The sequence below is a fragment of the Specibacter sp. AOP5-B1-6 genome (genome assembly GCF_052376555.1).
Lineage (GTDB): Bacteria > Actinomycetota > Actinomycetes > Actinomycetales > Micrococcaceae > Specibacter.
In genome coordinates, this window is sequence record NZ_JBQSVT010000015.1 from 1 (window position 1) to 14290 (window position 14290).

At 65.1% G+C, this 14290-nt stretch carries 13 protein-coding genes and 1 pseudogene; 11 read left to right on the plus strand and 3 right to left on the minus strand.

Annotated features, from left to right (window positions below; genetic code table 11):
• From ACT3TS_RS09555 to ACT3TS_RS09605, 11 genes and pseudogenes are all read left to right on the plus strand, one after another.
• Positions 1–214 (plus strand): annotated as a pseudogene (locus tag ACT3TS_RS09555) (hypothetical protein); the annotation flags it as partial.
• A 104-nt stretch (positions 215–318) separates the two neighbouring features.
• A complete protein-coding gene (locus tag ACT3TS_RS09560) occupies positions 319–2535 on the plus strand; it encodes a hypothetical protein (RefSeq protein WP_444531279.1) in 2217 nt (738 codons plus the stop codon).
• A complete protein-coding gene (locus ACT3TS_RS09565; protein WP_444531280.1) occupies positions 2525–3535 on the plus strand; it encodes an HAD-IIA family hydrolase in 1011 nt (336 codons plus the stop codon). The genes ACT3TS_RS09560 and ACT3TS_RS09565 overlap by 11 nt, the downstream gene beginning before the upstream one ends.
• Before the next feature lie 13 nt (positions 3536–3548).
• The gene (locus tag ACT3TS_RS09570; protein ID WP_444531281.1) at positions 3549–3791 is read left to right on the plus strand and encodes a hypothetical protein; all 243 of its coding nucleotides are present in this window, start codon (positions 3549–3551) and stop codon (positions 3789–3791) included.
• Entirely contained in the window at positions 3788–4633 is an 846-nt protein-coding gene (locus tag ACT3TS_RS09575) for a TlyA family RNA methyltransferase (RefSeq protein WP_444531282.1), read from the plus strand. The genes ACT3TS_RS09570 and ACT3TS_RS09575 overlap by 4 nt, the downstream gene beginning before the upstream one ends.
• Positions 4634–4739: 106 nt before the next feature.
• Positions 4740–5816 carry an NAD kinase gene (locus ACT3TS_RS09580; protein ID WP_444531283.1) on the plus strand — a complete coding sequence of 359 codons (1077 nt, stop codon included), beginning with the start codon at positions 4740–4742 and terminating at the stop codon, positions 5814–5816.
• Positions 5813–7540: a DNA repair protein RecN gene (gene recN / locus ACT3TS_RS09585; RefSeq protein WP_444531284.1), complete on the plus strand. Its 1728-nt coding sequence runs from the start codon at positions 5813–5815 to the stop codon at positions 7538–7540. Before ACT3TS_RS09580 ends, recN begins: the two co-directional genes overlap by 4 nt.
• A 58-nt stretch (positions 7541–7598) precedes the next feature.
• Positions 7599–9305, plus strand: coding sequence for a CTP synthase (locus ACT3TS_RS09590; protein WP_444531285.1), 1707 nt, complete (start codon positions 7599–7601; stop codon positions 9303–9305).
• Positions 9306–9368: 63 nt separating this feature from the next.
• Entirely contained in the window at positions 9369–9998 is a 630-nt protein-coding gene (locus tag ACT3TS_RS09595) for an NUDIX domain-containing protein (protein WP_444531358.1), read from the plus strand.
• Positions 9965–10993: a site-specific tyrosine recombinase XerD gene (xerD, locus tag ACT3TS_RS09600; RefSeq protein ID WP_444531359.1), complete on the plus strand. Its 1029-nt coding sequence runs from the start codon at positions 9965–9967 to the stop codon at positions 10991–10993. Before ACT3TS_RS09595 ends, xerD begins: the two co-directional genes overlap by 34 nt.
• Positions 10994–11150: 157 nt before the next feature.
• Positions 11151–11675, plus strand: coding sequence for an 8-oxo-dGTP diphosphatase (locus tag ACT3TS_RS09605; RefSeq protein WP_444531286.1), 525 nt, complete (start codon positions 11151–11153; stop codon positions 11673–11675).
• Here ACT3TS_RS09605 and ACT3TS_RS09610 read toward each other — a convergent pair.
• The 3 genes from ACT3TS_RS09610 to prpB form a co-directional block, all read right to left on the minus strand.
• Positions 11672–12001, minus strand: coding sequence for a cupin domain-containing protein (locus tag ACT3TS_RS09610; RefSeq protein ID WP_444531287.1), 330 nt, complete (start codon positions 11999–12001; stop codon positions 11672–11674). The two genes, ACT3TS_RS09605 and ACT3TS_RS09610, sit on opposite strands and share 4 nt — an antisense overlap.
• Positions 12002–12158: 157 nt before the next feature.
• Entirely contained in the window at positions 12159–13298 is a 1140-nt protein-coding gene (locus ACT3TS_RS09615) for a bifunctional 2-methylcitrate synthase/citrate synthase (RefSeq protein ID WP_444531288.1), read from the minus strand.
• Between the two features lie 62 nt (positions 13299–13360).
• Entirely contained in the window at positions 13361–14290 is a 930-nt protein-coding gene (gene prpB / locus ACT3TS_RS09620) for a methylisocitrate lyase (protein WP_444531289.1), read from the minus strand.

Below are 14290 nucleotides of genomic sequence, written 5' to 3' on the forward strand. Positions count from 1 at the left end.
TCTTAAGTGGCAGTTGGGAGACAATCCACTGACCCCCACGATCGTTGGCATTGACTTCACTGCCGTCGGCGAATCTTCCACGGCCGTGACGCTGAAGCACGACGGCTGGACACCGGGTGAGGTTGGCCACGAGCAATACGAAAAGTACTGTGATTGGCCACTCATCTTGTCCAGATACGCCAGATTCATGGGTGGTGCGCTGAAGCTCGACTAGACTGTAGTCTGGACGATTGGTCCAAGGTTTTTGCAGTAGAAGATCAAAAGTGAAGAGCGGCTGTTACTGTGCCAGTTAGTGCGCTCATAGTTTTAGGAGTCGGCATGGCTGAGCAGTACGAAGGAAAGCGCGACGACAATTCTCGCGGTCAAGACAACAAGGGTGGCAACGGCAGGCCCTACGCCGAGCGTCCCGCTACAAACGACCGTCAGCCGGCGCGTCCTTACAGCGAACGCAGTGGCCAAGGCGGGCGCCCCTCGGGCGGCCGTACGGCAGGTAACAGCGGCCGTCCCTCATTTGGTGACCGCGACTCACGCCCCAGCTATGGCAACCGTGAAGACCGTCCCGCACGCTCAGGTGGAGAACGCTCCTACGGTGACCGCGACAACCGCGGTGGCCAAGGTGGACGCCCGACGGGAGATCGCTCCTACGGCGACCGTCCGGCACGCAACAACGATCGTCCGTCCTACGGCGACCGTGACAACCGCAGCGCTGACCGCCCCATGGTCAATGGACGCCGCGAAGACCGCAAGCCGTTTGGTGACCGCGACAATCGCGGCGGCCAGGGTGGCCGCCCCACCGGCGACCGCGATTCACGCCCGTCCTATGGCAACCGCGACGACCGTCCCGCGCGCAGCAATGACCGCCCTTATGGTGACCGCGACAACCGCGGCGGCCAGGGTGGACGTCCGACCGGTGACCGGTCCTACGGAGATCGCCCGGCTCGCGGCAACGACCGTCCCAGCTATGGCAACCGCGACGACCGTCCCGCACGCAACAACGACCGGCCCTATGGTGACCGCGACAATCGCGGCGGCCAGGGTGGACGTCCGACCGGCGACCGCGATTCACGCCCGTCCTACGGCAACCGTGACGACCGTCCCGCACGCAACAACGACCGCCCCTATGGTGACCGCGACAACCGCGGCGGCCAGGGCGGACGTCCGACCGGCGACCGGTCCTACGGAGACCGTCCGGCCCGCAGCAACGACCGCCCCAGCCACGGCGGCCAGGGCGGACGTCCGACCGGCGACCGCGATTCACGCCCGTCCTACGGCAACCGTGACGACCGTCCCGCACGCAACAACGACCGTCCCTATGGTGACCGCGACAACCGCGGCGGCCAGGGTGGTCGCCCCGCCGGCGACCGCGATTCACGACCGTCCTTTGGCAACCGTGACGACCGTCCCGCACGCAGCAACGACCGCCCCAGCCACGGCAACCGTGACGACCGCGCCCCGCGCACCACGGGCCCGCGCACACCACCGGAGCGCAACGCGGGCGACCTGCGCAGCTCCAACCGCCCCGACAGGGAGCGTTCACCTGAAATCGACCCCGACGTAACGGGCGAGGAGCTGGACAAGGTCACCCGCGCCCAGCTGCGCATTTTGGATGCCAAGAACAACGAGTGGGTCTCCAAGCACCTGGTCATGGCCGGGCGTTTGATCGACTTCGTGCCTGAGGTTGCTTTCGAGCACGCACTGGCAGCCAGCCGTCGCGGCGGCCGCCTGGCCTGTGTCCGCGAAGCCGTGGCCATGACGGCCTACGCCGCCGGCAAGTATGGCGAGGCGCTGCGTGAACTGCGGACCTTCCGACGGATCAGCGGCTCCAACGCCCACCTGCCCCTCATGGCCGACTGCGAACGCGGACTGGGCCGCCCGGACCGCGCGCTTGACCTGATCAAGTCCGAAGACGCCGAAACTTTGGATACCGCCGGCAAAGTCGAGCTGGCCATTGTTGAATCCGGTGCCCGCGGCGACCTCGGCGAGCTGGATGCAGCACTGTCCGCCCTGGAGATCCCGCAGCTGGACATGAACCGCGCCTTCTCCTTCAGCCCGCGCTTGTTCCGGGCGTACGGCATGATCCTGCGCGCCGCCGGCCGCAAGGACGAAGCGAAGACCTGGGAACGTCAGGCCCTGGTTGCCGAAGAGGCCTTGGGCATCGACGAAGGCACCGACCAGATCATCATCGACCTCGGCGACGACGAGGACATCCCACTGGAATCCCCGCGTGTACGTGTTTCAGATGTCATGGCCGCACCCGTTGCACCCGTGATGAACGACGTCGACACCCAGGCAGCTGCCGAACTCACCAATGGTGACGCGGCGCAGGCGGACGAGACAAACGTGGATGATGCCGAGTCTTCCTACTTTGAGTCGAATGACTCAGAATCGGATGCCGACAGCGTTGACGCCGGTGACGCAGACGAATTCGCGGACAAGGACACGTCAGACCAGGACAGCTCCGGCCACGACAATTCAGTGGAGTTCAGCGCCCCGGAAGGCGAGGATTCCAACGGATTCAACCGCAATGACAGCTGACATGCTGCTGAGCGGTTTTGACGCGGTCCTGGCTGATCTGGACGGTGTGGTTTATGCCGGGCCCAATGCCATACCCGGCGCCATCGAGGCCCTGACCGGCCTCGCCGGCGCCAACGTCAAGCTGGCGTACGTGACGAACAATGCGTCCCGTACGCCGGCGCAGGTCGCGGCGCACCTGCGTGAACTGGGCGCACCAGCTGACGACGACCAGGTTGTCAGTTCCGCCCAGGCAGGGGCTGCCCTACTGGCCCAAAAGTTCCCTGCCGGCAGCAAGGTGCTTGTCACCGGCAGCCCGGCGCTGGCCCAGGAAGTCCAAGCCCTGGACATGAAAGTGGTGGAAAGCGCCACCGACGCCCCCGACGTTGTCATCCAGGGCTTCGACCCGTCACTGGGTTGGGCTGATCTGGCCGAGGCCGCCTACGCCATCAATGCCGGTGCGCTGTGGATCGCCACCAACACGGACATGACCATTCCCCGCGACCGCGGCATCGCCCCCGGCAACGGGACCCTTGTCGCGGCGGTGCGTGCCGCCGTCGGACATGACCCGCTGGTGGCCGGCAAGCCTGAGGCGCCGCTGTTTCACACCGCGGCCAAGCGCCTCGGCGCCAAGGCCCCGCTGGTGGTGGGCGACCGTCTGGACACCGACATTCTCGGCGGCAACAACGCCGGGATGGCAACGGCGCTGGTCCTCACGGGCGTTGACTCCTGTGAATCCGCACTGCGGGCGTGCACGGCGGAACGGCCCCGGTTCATCGTGGACACCATGTCCCAGCTGTACACGGCCTACCCCGAAGTGAAGCACGACGGCGCAAAAGTCAGCTGCGGTGGCGCTGCCGCGACAGTCGTGACAGGCGACTCGGGAACGTTCACTGTGCAGATTGCCGGCAGCAGCGACGACACCGACGCGTGGCGTGCCGCCTGCGCCGCTTGGTGGGCAGCCGTCCCCGACGCGGACCAGGCAACCCACCCCGCCGTCACCTGGCACACAGAGCTGCCATGACAGCAGGCTGCTCATGAATCCCGACACCAACGCCGACACCAGTTCCGGCACATCCGGGCCGACGGGGGATCCTGCCGTTGACGCGCTCGTGGATCTCGCATCACAGGCCGGTCAGCTGCCAGCCGGCGGGCACAAGGCGCTGTACAGCCGGGTGCTTGAAGGGCTGGAGCGTGAACTCGACGCTGACCCGTCCGCGGCGCTCTCCGCAGCGGCCGTTTCTCCGCCGCCACTGCCCGGAAAAGGGGCGGGCTCATGACCAGACTTGACCAGGAACTGGTGAATCGCGGGCTGGCACGGTCCCGCACCGTGGCGGCAACCCTGATCAAGGCAGGCCGTGTCACCGTCGGCGGGGTTCCGTCAGTGAAGTCAGCCCACGCCGTCAACGCCGAAACCGCCGTCGAGGTCCTGCCCGGCACCGAAGAGGACTATGTGTCCCGGGCCGGCCACAAACTTGCCGGCGCCCTCGCGCACTTCCCGCAGGTCAGCGTGGCCGGCAAGCGCTGCCTTGACGCTGGCGCATCCACCGGCGGCTTCACCGATGTGCTGTTGCGCCAAGGCGCGGCGGCGGTGGCGGCCGTCGACGTGGGACACGGCCAACTGGTGGAGTCCCTGCGCCGCGACCGCCGGGTGGAAGTTTACGAAGGCCTGAACATCCGATACATGCAGCCGGCCGACATCGGCGGGCCCGCCGATCTCACGGTCTGCGACCTGTCCTTCATCTCCCTGACGCTGGTCATGTCCCCGCTCGCCCTGGCCACCAAGGAGGGCGGGGAACTGCTGCTCATGGTAAAACCACAATTTGAGGTGGGCCGTGAGCGGCTCGCCCGCACCGGCGTCGTCAGCAGTGAAAATGAACGACGCCGGGCAGTCGCCCTGGTGGCGTCGGCTGCGGTTGCCAACGGGCTGCTGCTGGAGGACATCGGTGTCAGCTCCCTCCCCGGCCAGGATGGAAATGTTGAGTATTTTCTCCTTGCCTCGCGTGTTGTGTCGGGGCCTGCGCATAAGATCAAGGAACAGGGCACCATCGAAAAGCAGGAACAGGCTGTGGAAAAGCTGCTGGCGAAACTCTGGCCCGGACCTGCAGTTCGCGGGTCCTGACGGCCCCGGGTCGTGAAGGCCAGGGAGCCGGGGCCCGCGAACGCAGTCCTGACAGGAGCGGACCCGCAAGCTGGCGGTCCCGCACAAGGTGATGAGGAAACAACACATGACACGGCGCGTCTTGATTCTGGCCCATACGGGTCGTGAAGAGTCGATGCTTGCCGCCCTCGAGGCGTGCGTTGAGCTTCATGCAAGCAACATTGTTCCCGTCATGTATGCCGAGGAACTCGCGGACATGACCGGCTATCTGGGCGTCTCCGGAGTCAACATGGAGATTCTGGACCGGGACGTCACACTGGCCGACATTGAACTTGTCATGGTCCTGGGCGGGGACGGCACGATCCTGCGTGCGGCCGAGCTCGTCCGCGAGTACGACGTGCCGCTGCTTGGCGTGAACCTGGGCCACGTCGGCTTCCTGGCCGAAAGTGAACGCGAAGAACTCATCCAAACCGTGTCGGCCGTCGTCGAGCGCAAATACTCGGTGGAGGAACGCATGTGCCTCGACGTCGTTGTCAGGGTGGCAGGCAAGATGGTGGCACACACCTGGGCACTCAATGAAGTGGCCCTGGAAAAAGGCAACCGCGAACGCATGATCGAGGTGGTCACCGAAGTTGACGGCCGCCCGCTGACCTCCTTTGGCTGCGACGGTGTTGTGATGGCAACCCCCACAGGGTCGACGGCCTACGCCTTTTCCGCCGGCGGCCCCGTGGTGTGGCCCGGCGTCGAGGCCCTTTTGATGGTCCCCATCAGCGCCCACGCGCTCTTTGCCAAGCCTCTCGTGGTGGCACCGACGTCCACGCTGGCGGTTGAGGTGCTGAGCCGCAACGACGCCTATGGCGTGATTTGGTGCGACGGTCGGCGCACCGTTGACCTGCTGCCCGGGGCCCGCATCGAGGTCACCCGTTCCAGCAAGCCCGTCAAGCTGGCACGCACCCAGCAGTCGACATTCTCCGAACGCCTGGTGCGGAAGTTTGAACTGCCCGTCCAAGGCTGGCGCGGCCCCTCGGTTGAAGAGCCGCCGGCTCCAACCACCCAGCTGCCCATCATCAAGTCGCCCCGCCCCAAGTCGGCACTTGGGGGACCGCGCACCGGCCCCATCCCGCAAGTGCCGGACCTGACCATTCCGCCGCACGAGAGTTCATATTCCGGTACCACAAATTTTTATGAGGAGGACCGGACATGATTGAAGAAATCCGCATCCGTGACCTCGGCGTCATCTCCGAATCAACGCTGCCGCTGGGCCCGGGCCTGAGCGTCGTGAGCGGCGAGACCGGTGCCGGCAAGACCATGGTGGTGACCGCCGTCGGACTTTTGCTGGGCAACAGGGCCGACGCCGGGGCTGTGCGCAACGGCGCCAAGTCCGCCTCCGCCGAGGCAACCCTGACACTGCCGGCCGGCCACCCGGCACTTGTGCGCGCCGTGGAGGCCGGTGCCGAGATTGACGAGTTCGACGGCGGTGCGCAGCTCATCCTGGCCCGCACCGTCAGTGCCGACGGCCGCAGCCGGGCGCACGTGGGCGGGCGCAGCGCCCCCATCGGTGTGCTCAACGAGCTGGGGGAGGCCCTCGTTGCCGTGCACGGGCAGTCGGACCAGATCCGGCTGAAGAACCCGTCGGCGCAGCGGGCGGCCCTGGACAAGTTTGCCGCGGAGGCGCACAAGGGCTTTACCGCCAAAATGGGCAGCTACCGGAGCGTCTTTGAGCGGTGGCGGGCCATCCAGTCCGAGCTGCAGGAACTGCGCTCGGCCAGCCGGGAACGCTTGCGGGAGGCGGAGTCGTTGACGACGGCACTGGCGGAGATCGACGCCGTCGAACCGCTGGCCGCAGAGGACGAACTTCTCAAGGCCGCGGCCGTGAAGCTTGGCAATGTTGAAGAGCTGCGCAAGGCCGCGCTGGGGGCGCACGAGGCACTAAGCGCCGCCGACTATGGTGACGGGATTGACGCGGCGACACTGGTGGAAAACGCCAGGCGGCAGGTGGAAACAGTCGCCGAGGCCGATGAGGAGCTGGCCCAAACAACCAAGCGGCTGTCCGAGGTTGGTTATCTGATGGCCGACATTGCCAGAGACCTGGCCAGCTACGCCACCTCCCTGGATTCGGAGGGCCCCGGACGCCTGGCCGAGGTTGAAGACAGGCGCGGGGAACTGGCCGTGCTGGTGCGAAAATACGCCCCGAGCATCGATGAGGTCATCGTGTGGGCTGACGCTGCGCGGCTGCGGTTGACGGAGCTCAGCGACGACTCGGGGCGGATCGAGACGCTTGAGGCCGGGGAAGCCGCAGCAGTGGCCGACCTTGGCGTCTTGGCAGGCGAGGTCACAACCCTGCGCAGGAAGGCCGCCGACAAGCTTGCCAAGGCTGTCAGCGGCGAATTGAAGGCGCTGGCCATGCCCGATGCCAGGCTTGTCATTGAGATCACCGCGGCGGAACGCAGCATTCACGGCGAGGACGACATCGCGTTCCTGCTGGCACCCCACGCCGGTGCCCTGCCCCGGCCGTTGGGCAAGGGGGCGTCCGGTGGTGAACTCTCACGGGTGATGCTGGCGCTGGAAGTGGTGCTGGCCGCCGTCGACCCCGTCCCCACCTTTGTCTTCGATGAGGTGGACTCCGGTGTGGGAGGCAAGGCCGCCGTCGAAATTGGCCGCAGGCTCGCCATGCTCGCCGAGCACGTGCAGGTTCTTGTGGTGACGCACCTGCCCCAGGTGGCCGCCTTCGCCGACCAGCACATCCTGGTCACCAAGAGTTCTGTGAGCAAGAACTCAACAGGAATCACCACCAGCAATGTGCGGCTTTTGACTCACGAGGAGCGGGTTGTGGAACTGGCCCGAATGCTGGCTGGGCAGGAGGATTCAGTGACAGCGCAGGCACATGCCAAGGAATTGTTGGCCCACGCGGCACGGCCCGCCCCCTAGATTTCCGGCTGCCCGGGAAAAATTGGGTACCGTTTGCAAACTTTTATTGACTCATTAGATGATAGGCTCGAATTCCGTGGTGCAACGATCAAATTCCCGGTTCAGTGGTCAGTCCAAGACGACCAAACACATCTTCGTCACCGGCGGTGTCGCGTCCTCGCTCGGTAAGGGTCTGACGGCTTCCAGCCTCGGTCACCTGCTGCGTGCACGCGGCCTCTCGGTCACAATGCAAAAGCTCGATCCCTATCTCAATGTGGATCCAGGCACAATGAATCCCTTCCAGCACGGTGAAGTCTTCGTCACTGACGACGGCGCCGAAACGGATCTGGACATTGGCCATTACGAGCGCTTCCTCGATGAAAATCTGGAAGGCTCCGCCAACGTCACAACAGGACAGGTGTATTCAACCGTCATCGCCAAGGAACGCCGCGGCGAATACCTGGGCGACACCGTCCAGGTCATCCCGCACATCACCGATGAGATCAAGCGGCGCATGCGCCTGCCTGCCGAGGGCGAAAGCGCCCCCGACGTGATCATCACCGAAATTGGCGGCACAGTGGGCGACATTGAGTCCCAGCCGTTCCTGGAATCAGCACGCCAGGTGCGCCAGGATGTGGGCCGGAACAACGTGTTCTTCGCCCATGTGTCCCTTGTGCCCTACATCGGCCCGTCCCAAGAACTCAAGACCAAGCCCACGCAGCACTCCGTTGCCGCGCTGCGGTCCCTTGGCATCCAGCCCGACGCGATCATCCTGCGCTCCGACCGTGTCCTGCCCGACGCCATGCACGCCAAGATTGGCCGTGCCTGCGACGTCGACGTGGAAGCTGTCATTGGCTGCCCGGATGCGTCCAGCATCTACGACATCCCCAAGATCCTGCACTCCCAGGGCCTTGACTCCTACATCGTGCGGGCCCTGGGCCTGTCCTTCAAGGACGTCGACTGGACCAAGTGGGACGAGCTGCTCGAGGTGGTGCACAACCCCGCACACAACGTTGAAATTGCCCTGGTCGGCAAGTACATCGACCTGCCCGACGCCTACCTCTCGGTCACCGAGGCACTGCGCGCCGGCGGCTTCGCCAACAGCGCCCGGGTCAAGATCCGCTGGGTCCCCTCGGATGACTGCGCAACGGAGGCCGGTGCCGTGAAGGCGCTCGGCGACGTTGATGCCATCTGCGTCCCCGGCGGCTTCGGCATCCGCGGCCTCGAAGGCAAGCTCGGTGCCCTGAAGTTCGCCCGCGAAAACCAGATCCCCACCCTGGGCCTGTGTCTTGGCCTGCAGTCAATGGTCATTGAATATGCACGCAACGTGGTTGGCCTGGAAGGTGCCTCCTCGTCGGAATTTGACGAGAACCCCACCTACCCTGTCATTGCCACGATGGAAGAACAGCAGGACATTGTTGCCGGCAGGGGAGACCTTGGCGGAACCATGCGCCTTGGCCTCTACCCGGCAGTGCTCACCGAAGGATCGGTTGTTGCGCAAACATACGGCGCCACTGATGTTTCCGAGCGCCACCGCCACCGCTACGAGGTGAACAACAAATACCGCGAGCAGATTGCTGCGGCAGGTCTCGTCTTCTCCGGCACCTCGCCGGACGGCAAGCTGGTGGAATTTGTTGAGCTGCCCGCAAGCGTCCACCCGTACTACGTCTCCACCCAGGCCCACCCCGAACTGAGCTCGCGTCCCACCCGGCCGCACCCGCTCTTTGCCGGTTTGGTTGCGGCCGCCCTGGAACGCCAGAGCGCCACACGGCTGTTGGAGGTCTAAGTGAACCACCTTGGTGCATCGGGGGCCGGGGAGCAGCCTGCCGCCGTCGGCTCTTCGGCTTCAATTGCCGATGAAGAAAGCTACCGGACGCTGCATTCCCAGTCCACGGTGTACCAGGGGCGCATCTGGGACATCGTCTCAGACACGTTTTCACTGACGCCCGACTCCGCACCACTGACCCGGGACTACATTGACCATCCCGGGGCAGTGGCCGTGGTTGTGCTGAACGAACAAAATCAGGTCCTGCTGCTGCGCCAGTACAGGCACCCCGTCCAGATGAATCTGTGGGAAATTCCCGCCGGTCTCCTGGACGTCGAAGGCGAAGACTTCGTGGTCGGTGCGGCCCGGGAACTGGCTGAAGAGGCCGACCTTGCCGCGGCACAGTGGCATGTCCTGACAGACTTCTTCAATTCCCCCGGGTCCTCCAGCGAGGCCATCAGGATTTACCTGGCCCGGCAGATCACCCAGGTCCCCGAGGACCAGCGGCATGTGCGGACCGAGGAAGAAGCCGAGATCCAGTTTGCGTGGGTCGACCTCGAGGAGGCTGCAGCGGCGGTTCTTGGCGGGCGCATACACAACCCGTCCGCCGTCGTCGGCATCCTTGCCGCGGCGCAGGCTGCCCGAACAGGGTTCACCACACTGCGCCCGGGCAACACGCCCTGGCCCGAACACCCGTCCCAGCGCCAGCGGTGACCAAGACTGGTTCGGGCGCTGCCGGAGCCGCGGGCGCACCGGCTGGCGCCGCCCCGGCGACCGGGTTGGCACGCGGGATTCAGGACTACCTGCTGCACGTCGGCGTTGAACGCGGCCTTGCACCGAACACGCTGCAGGCCTACACCCGGGACCTGCGCCGGTATGAAGAGTTCCTCACGGCTGCCGGCGCCACCGAGCCCGGCCGGATCACCCGGCACCACGTGAGTGAATTTGCGCAGGGACTTTCCGACGGCGCGGACGGCGGTTCGGCCCTTGGGCTCAGGTCTGTTGCCCGCACCATTGTGGCGGTGCGCGGCCTGCACAAGTTTTGGGCCGTGGAGGGGATCAGCGACGCCGACCCTGCCGCCGACATCCACCCGCCCCAGGCCGGACGGCGGCTGCCCAAGGCCATCAGCGTCCACGACGTGACACGCATTCTTGAATCGGCCGGCTCCGACACGCCTGCCGGGCTGAGGGATGCTGCCATGCTCGAATTCCTGTATTCCACCGGCGCACGCATCAGCGAAGCTGTTGGCCTGGACGTGGACGACCTGGTTTTGCCCGACGCGCTGGAGGACGGGCCCTCGCTCGTGCGGCTCTTCGGCAAGGGGTCCAAGGAGCGCATCGTGCCCATCGGCTCCTATGCCCTGCGCGCCCTGGACGCTTATTTGGTCCGCGGCCGGCCGGCGCTGGTTGCCAAGGGCGGCGGGACACCTGCCTTGTTCTTGAACGCGCGGGGCGGGCGGATCAGCCGCCAAAGCGTGTGGACGATCCTCAAGACAGTTGCCGGACATGCCAAGGTGGAGGCCGAGGTGTCCCCGCACACGCTGCGGCATTCCTTCGCCACGCACCTGCTTGAGGGCGGCGCCGACGTCCGTGTCGTCCAGGAGCTGCTGGGCCACGCCTCGGTCACCACGACGCAGGTGTACACGCTGGTCACGGCCGAAACACTGCGTGAAGTGTACGCGGCAGCCCACCCCCGCGCCTTGGGCTAGTCACTCACGCTCCACGCCCGCTCGGCGGCCCCCGCCCGGCCCTGTTACGCCTACCCGGGTCCATGATCCAGTTGTTGGACCGGTGCAGCCGATTTTCGGTGTTTTTGGTCCAACGACTGCCACACAGATTTCCGGGGGCGCGACGTATGCTGAATCAATGACTGCCGCGCCCGTAACCCTGTGTTTCCTGCTCCGCACCGTCAACGACGAGGAGCAGGTGCTGCTGGGTTTGAAAAAGACCGGCGTGGGCACTGGCAAGGTCGTTGGCATCGGCGGCCACGTGGAGCCGGGGGAAAGCGTGGTTCAGGCCATCTGCCGCGAAGTCGCTGAGGAAACCAGCATCACGGTTGAAGCCATGGACCTGATTCCCGCGGGGGCCGTTGAGTTTGTTTTCCCGGCCAAGCCCGCATGGGACATGTTCACCACCGTGTTCCTGTGCGAGCGGTTTACCGGCACCGCCACTGAAAGCAGCGAGATTGCCCCGCAATGGCATCCTGTGGTGCAGCTTCCACACGCACTGATGTGGGCCGACGCCATTCACTGGCTCCCGGAGTTCCTCTCGGGGTGGCGCGGCCATTGGCGCGTCGTCCTCAATGACGACAACGAGACCGTGGCTTCAAGCACCAGCACGGAACATCTGCGCAAGCCCGCCAGTGCGGCTGCGGAGAATTTGGGAAGCTAGGGCTTCGCCACGGTCAGCAGAAACGCGGAATCTTCCAGGGCGTCGACACTGTGGCGCGCCAGCGGCACCACCAAATGGTCGCCAGGGGAGCCCTCCCACTCAACGCCGTCGGTCTTGAGCACGATGCGGCCGCTGAGCACCTGGACCGTGGCCTCGCCCGGGTTGTCGTGTTCGTCCAGGGACGATCCGGCTGTCAACGCAACCACCGTCTGGCGCAGGATCCGTTCGTGCCCGCCATAAACGGTCCTCGCACTGCGGCCGCTGTTTTTGGTCTTGGCGGAAACCATGAGCTCCCGGGCCAGCGCTGTCAGGGATGATTTTTCCACGATGCTCCTTGTGAACGGCGGTGTCTGTCTGTCGTCACCCTCACAGTACCGCCCCGTCAAGGAAACGCGGGAGTGTTTAGGGAAACAGCCCCAAACGGGCGGGAGGCCACCTTTCCCACAAAGGTGACCTCCCGCCGTCGTTCTCCAACTGCAGGAACTAGCCCACGTGGCGCTCATCCACACCGTTGTAGGCACTCAACGGGCGGATCAACGCGTTGGCGGCACGCTGCTCCATGATGTGCGCCGTCCACCCGGTGATGCGGGCAGCGATGAAGATGGGCGTGAACATGTCCGTGTCAAAACCCATCAGGTGGTACGTGGGGCCGGCCGGGTAGTCAAGGTTGGGCTTGATCGCCTTGGCCTCATCCATGGCCTGCTCCAGGCCGTCGTACAAGCCCATCATTTCCGGACGCTCGTAATGGGCGACCATCCGCTGCAGGGCAGCCTTCATGGTCGGCACCCGCGAATCGCCGTGCTTGTAAACACGGTGGCCGAAGCCCATGACCTTCTTTTTGGCGGCCAGGGCTTCTTCCATCCAGGCCTTGGCACGCGCGGCGGCTTCCTCGCGGGACTCGTCGGCACGGATGCCGATCTCTGTGAAGGTGTGCATGACGGCTTCGTTGGCGCCGCCGTGGAGCGGGCCCTTCAGGGCGCCGATGGCGCCCGTCACGGCCGAGTGGAGGTCCGACAGCGTGGAGGTGATGACTCGCGCCGTAAACGTTGAGGCGTTGAACGAGTGCTCCGCGTACAGCACCATGGAGACGCGGAAGGCATCCACGACCTCCGGGGCCGCTTCCTCGCCAAAGGTCATCCACAGGAAGTTGGCCGAATAGTCCAGGTCGGCGCGTGGTTCCACGACGCCCAGGCCGCGACGGCGGCGCTGGTCGTAGGCGACCACGGCTGGGAACTGCGCAAAGAGCGACTTGGCCTTGTCCAGTTCCGCTTCCGGGGAGGAATCCTCGGCAAGGGGGTGGCCCGCACCCAGGACCGACACCACCGTGCGGCCCACGTCCATCGGGTGGCAGTCAAGCGGCAGCAGGTCGATGGCCGCCTTGACCGTCGCATCCATGGCGCGGTTGGCCCGCTCAAAAGCCTCAAAGAGCGTCAGCTCCTCCTCGGTGGGCAGTTCGCCGGTCCACAGCAGCAGGGCCACTTCTTCAAACGACTTGCCGGCCGCCAATTCCTGCACCGGATAACCGCGGTACAGCAGTGAATTCGACTCGGGGTTCACCTTGGACACGGCGGTGTAGTCCGCAACCACCCCGGCAAGACCCTTGCGTACTTCTTCTTCACTCACAGTGTGCACTCCTTTTTCGAACCTTCTTCAAGACCATGGTGTTGGCCCGGTGATTTGTTGACCTAGAGGTTGGCGCTGTTGGTGGCAATGTCCAAGCTGGGAACCTGAAAGTTGAAAATGCCCGTATCAAATTGGTTGTACGCCTCATAGTCAACCAGATCATAAAGGCGCGCGCGCGTCAGCATCTCCGGCACGGCAGCTTCCTGGGTGCCGTCGGCAGAAATAGCGTCCAGCACCCGTTCGGCCGCACCCATGGCACTGCGTAACAACGTCACCGGGTAGATGATCATGGCCACGCCCGCCGCAGCCAGGTCATCGCGGGTGAACAGCTCACTCTTGCCAAATTCCGTCATGTTCGCCAGCACCGGCACGTCCACTGCCTTGCACACGGCCTCAAATTCGGCCACGCTCTTCATGGCTTCGGGGAAGATCGCGTCCGCTCCGGCGTCCACGAGCGCCTTGGCACGGTCGATGGCCGCATCCAGTCCCTCCACGGCGCGGATGTCGGTGCGGGCCATGATCAGGAAGTTTTCATCGCGCCGGGCGTCGGCGGCGGCGGCTATGCGCTTGACCGCCGTGTCCAGGTCAACCATGTTCTTGCCGTCCAGGTGGCCGCAGCGCTTCGGGTTGAACTGGTCCTCGATGTGGCAGCCGGCCAGTCCGGCATTTTCGAGTTCCTGGATGGTGCGTGCCACGTTCATCGGCTCACCAAATCCGGTGTCGGCGTCGATCAGGCACGGCAGATCCGTCATCCGGGCAATCTGCCCGCCGCGGGCCGCGACCTCGGTCAGCGTGGTCATGCCAATGTCCGGCAGGCCCAAATCGTTGGCGAGGACCGCGCCGGAGATGTAGACGCCGTCGAACTTCTTTTCCTCAATGAGGCGGGCCGAGAGCGGGTTGAACGCACCCGGGTACTGGACGGCTGCGCCCGGAACCAGCATGGCCCGCAGGTCCCCGCGCTTTTGTTCGGGGGTTTTCTTGGAGTACAGCAT

What these genes read in the sequence shown, in the direction of transcription:
- ACT3TS_RS09580 (WP_444531283.1), top strand. Translation starts at nt 4,740, where the DNA reads ATGACACGGCGCGTCTTGATTCTGGCCCATACGGGTCGTGAAGAGTCG.
- ACT3TS_RS09605 (WP_444531286.1), top strand. Translation starts at nt 11,151, where the DNA reads ATGACTGCCGCGCCCGTAACCCTGTGTTTCCTGCTCCGCACCGTCAAC.
- prpB (WP_444531289.1), bottom strand. Translation starts at nt 14,290, where the DNA reads ATGCTGTACTCCAAGAAAACCCCCGAACAAAAGCGCGGGGACCTGCGG.
- recN (WP_444531284.1), top strand. Translation starts at nt 5,813, where the DNA reads ATGATTGAAGAAATCCGCATCCGTGACCTCGGCGTCATCTCCGAATCA.
- ACT3TS_RS09560 (WP_444531279.1), top strand. Translation starts at nt 319, where the DNA reads ATGGCTGAGCAGTACGAAGGAAAGCGCGACGACAATTCTCGCGGTCAA.
- ACT3TS_RS09590 (WP_444531285.1), top strand. Translation starts at nt 7,599, where the DNA reads ATGATAGGCTCGAATTCCGTGGTGCAACGATCAAATTCCCGGTTCAGT.
- ACT3TS_RS09575 (WP_444531282.1), top strand. Translation starts at nt 3,788, where the DNA reads ATGACCAGACTTGACCAGGAACTGGTGAATCGCGGGCTGGCACGGTCC.
- ACT3TS_RS09565 (WP_444531280.1), top strand. Translation starts at nt 2,525, where the DNA reads ATGACAGCTGACATGCTGCTGAGCGGTTTTGACGCGGTCCTGGCTGAT.
- ACT3TS_RS09570 (WP_444531281.1), top strand. Translation starts at nt 3,549, where the DNA reads ATGAATCCCGACACCAACGCCGACACCAGTTCCGGCACATCCGGGCCG.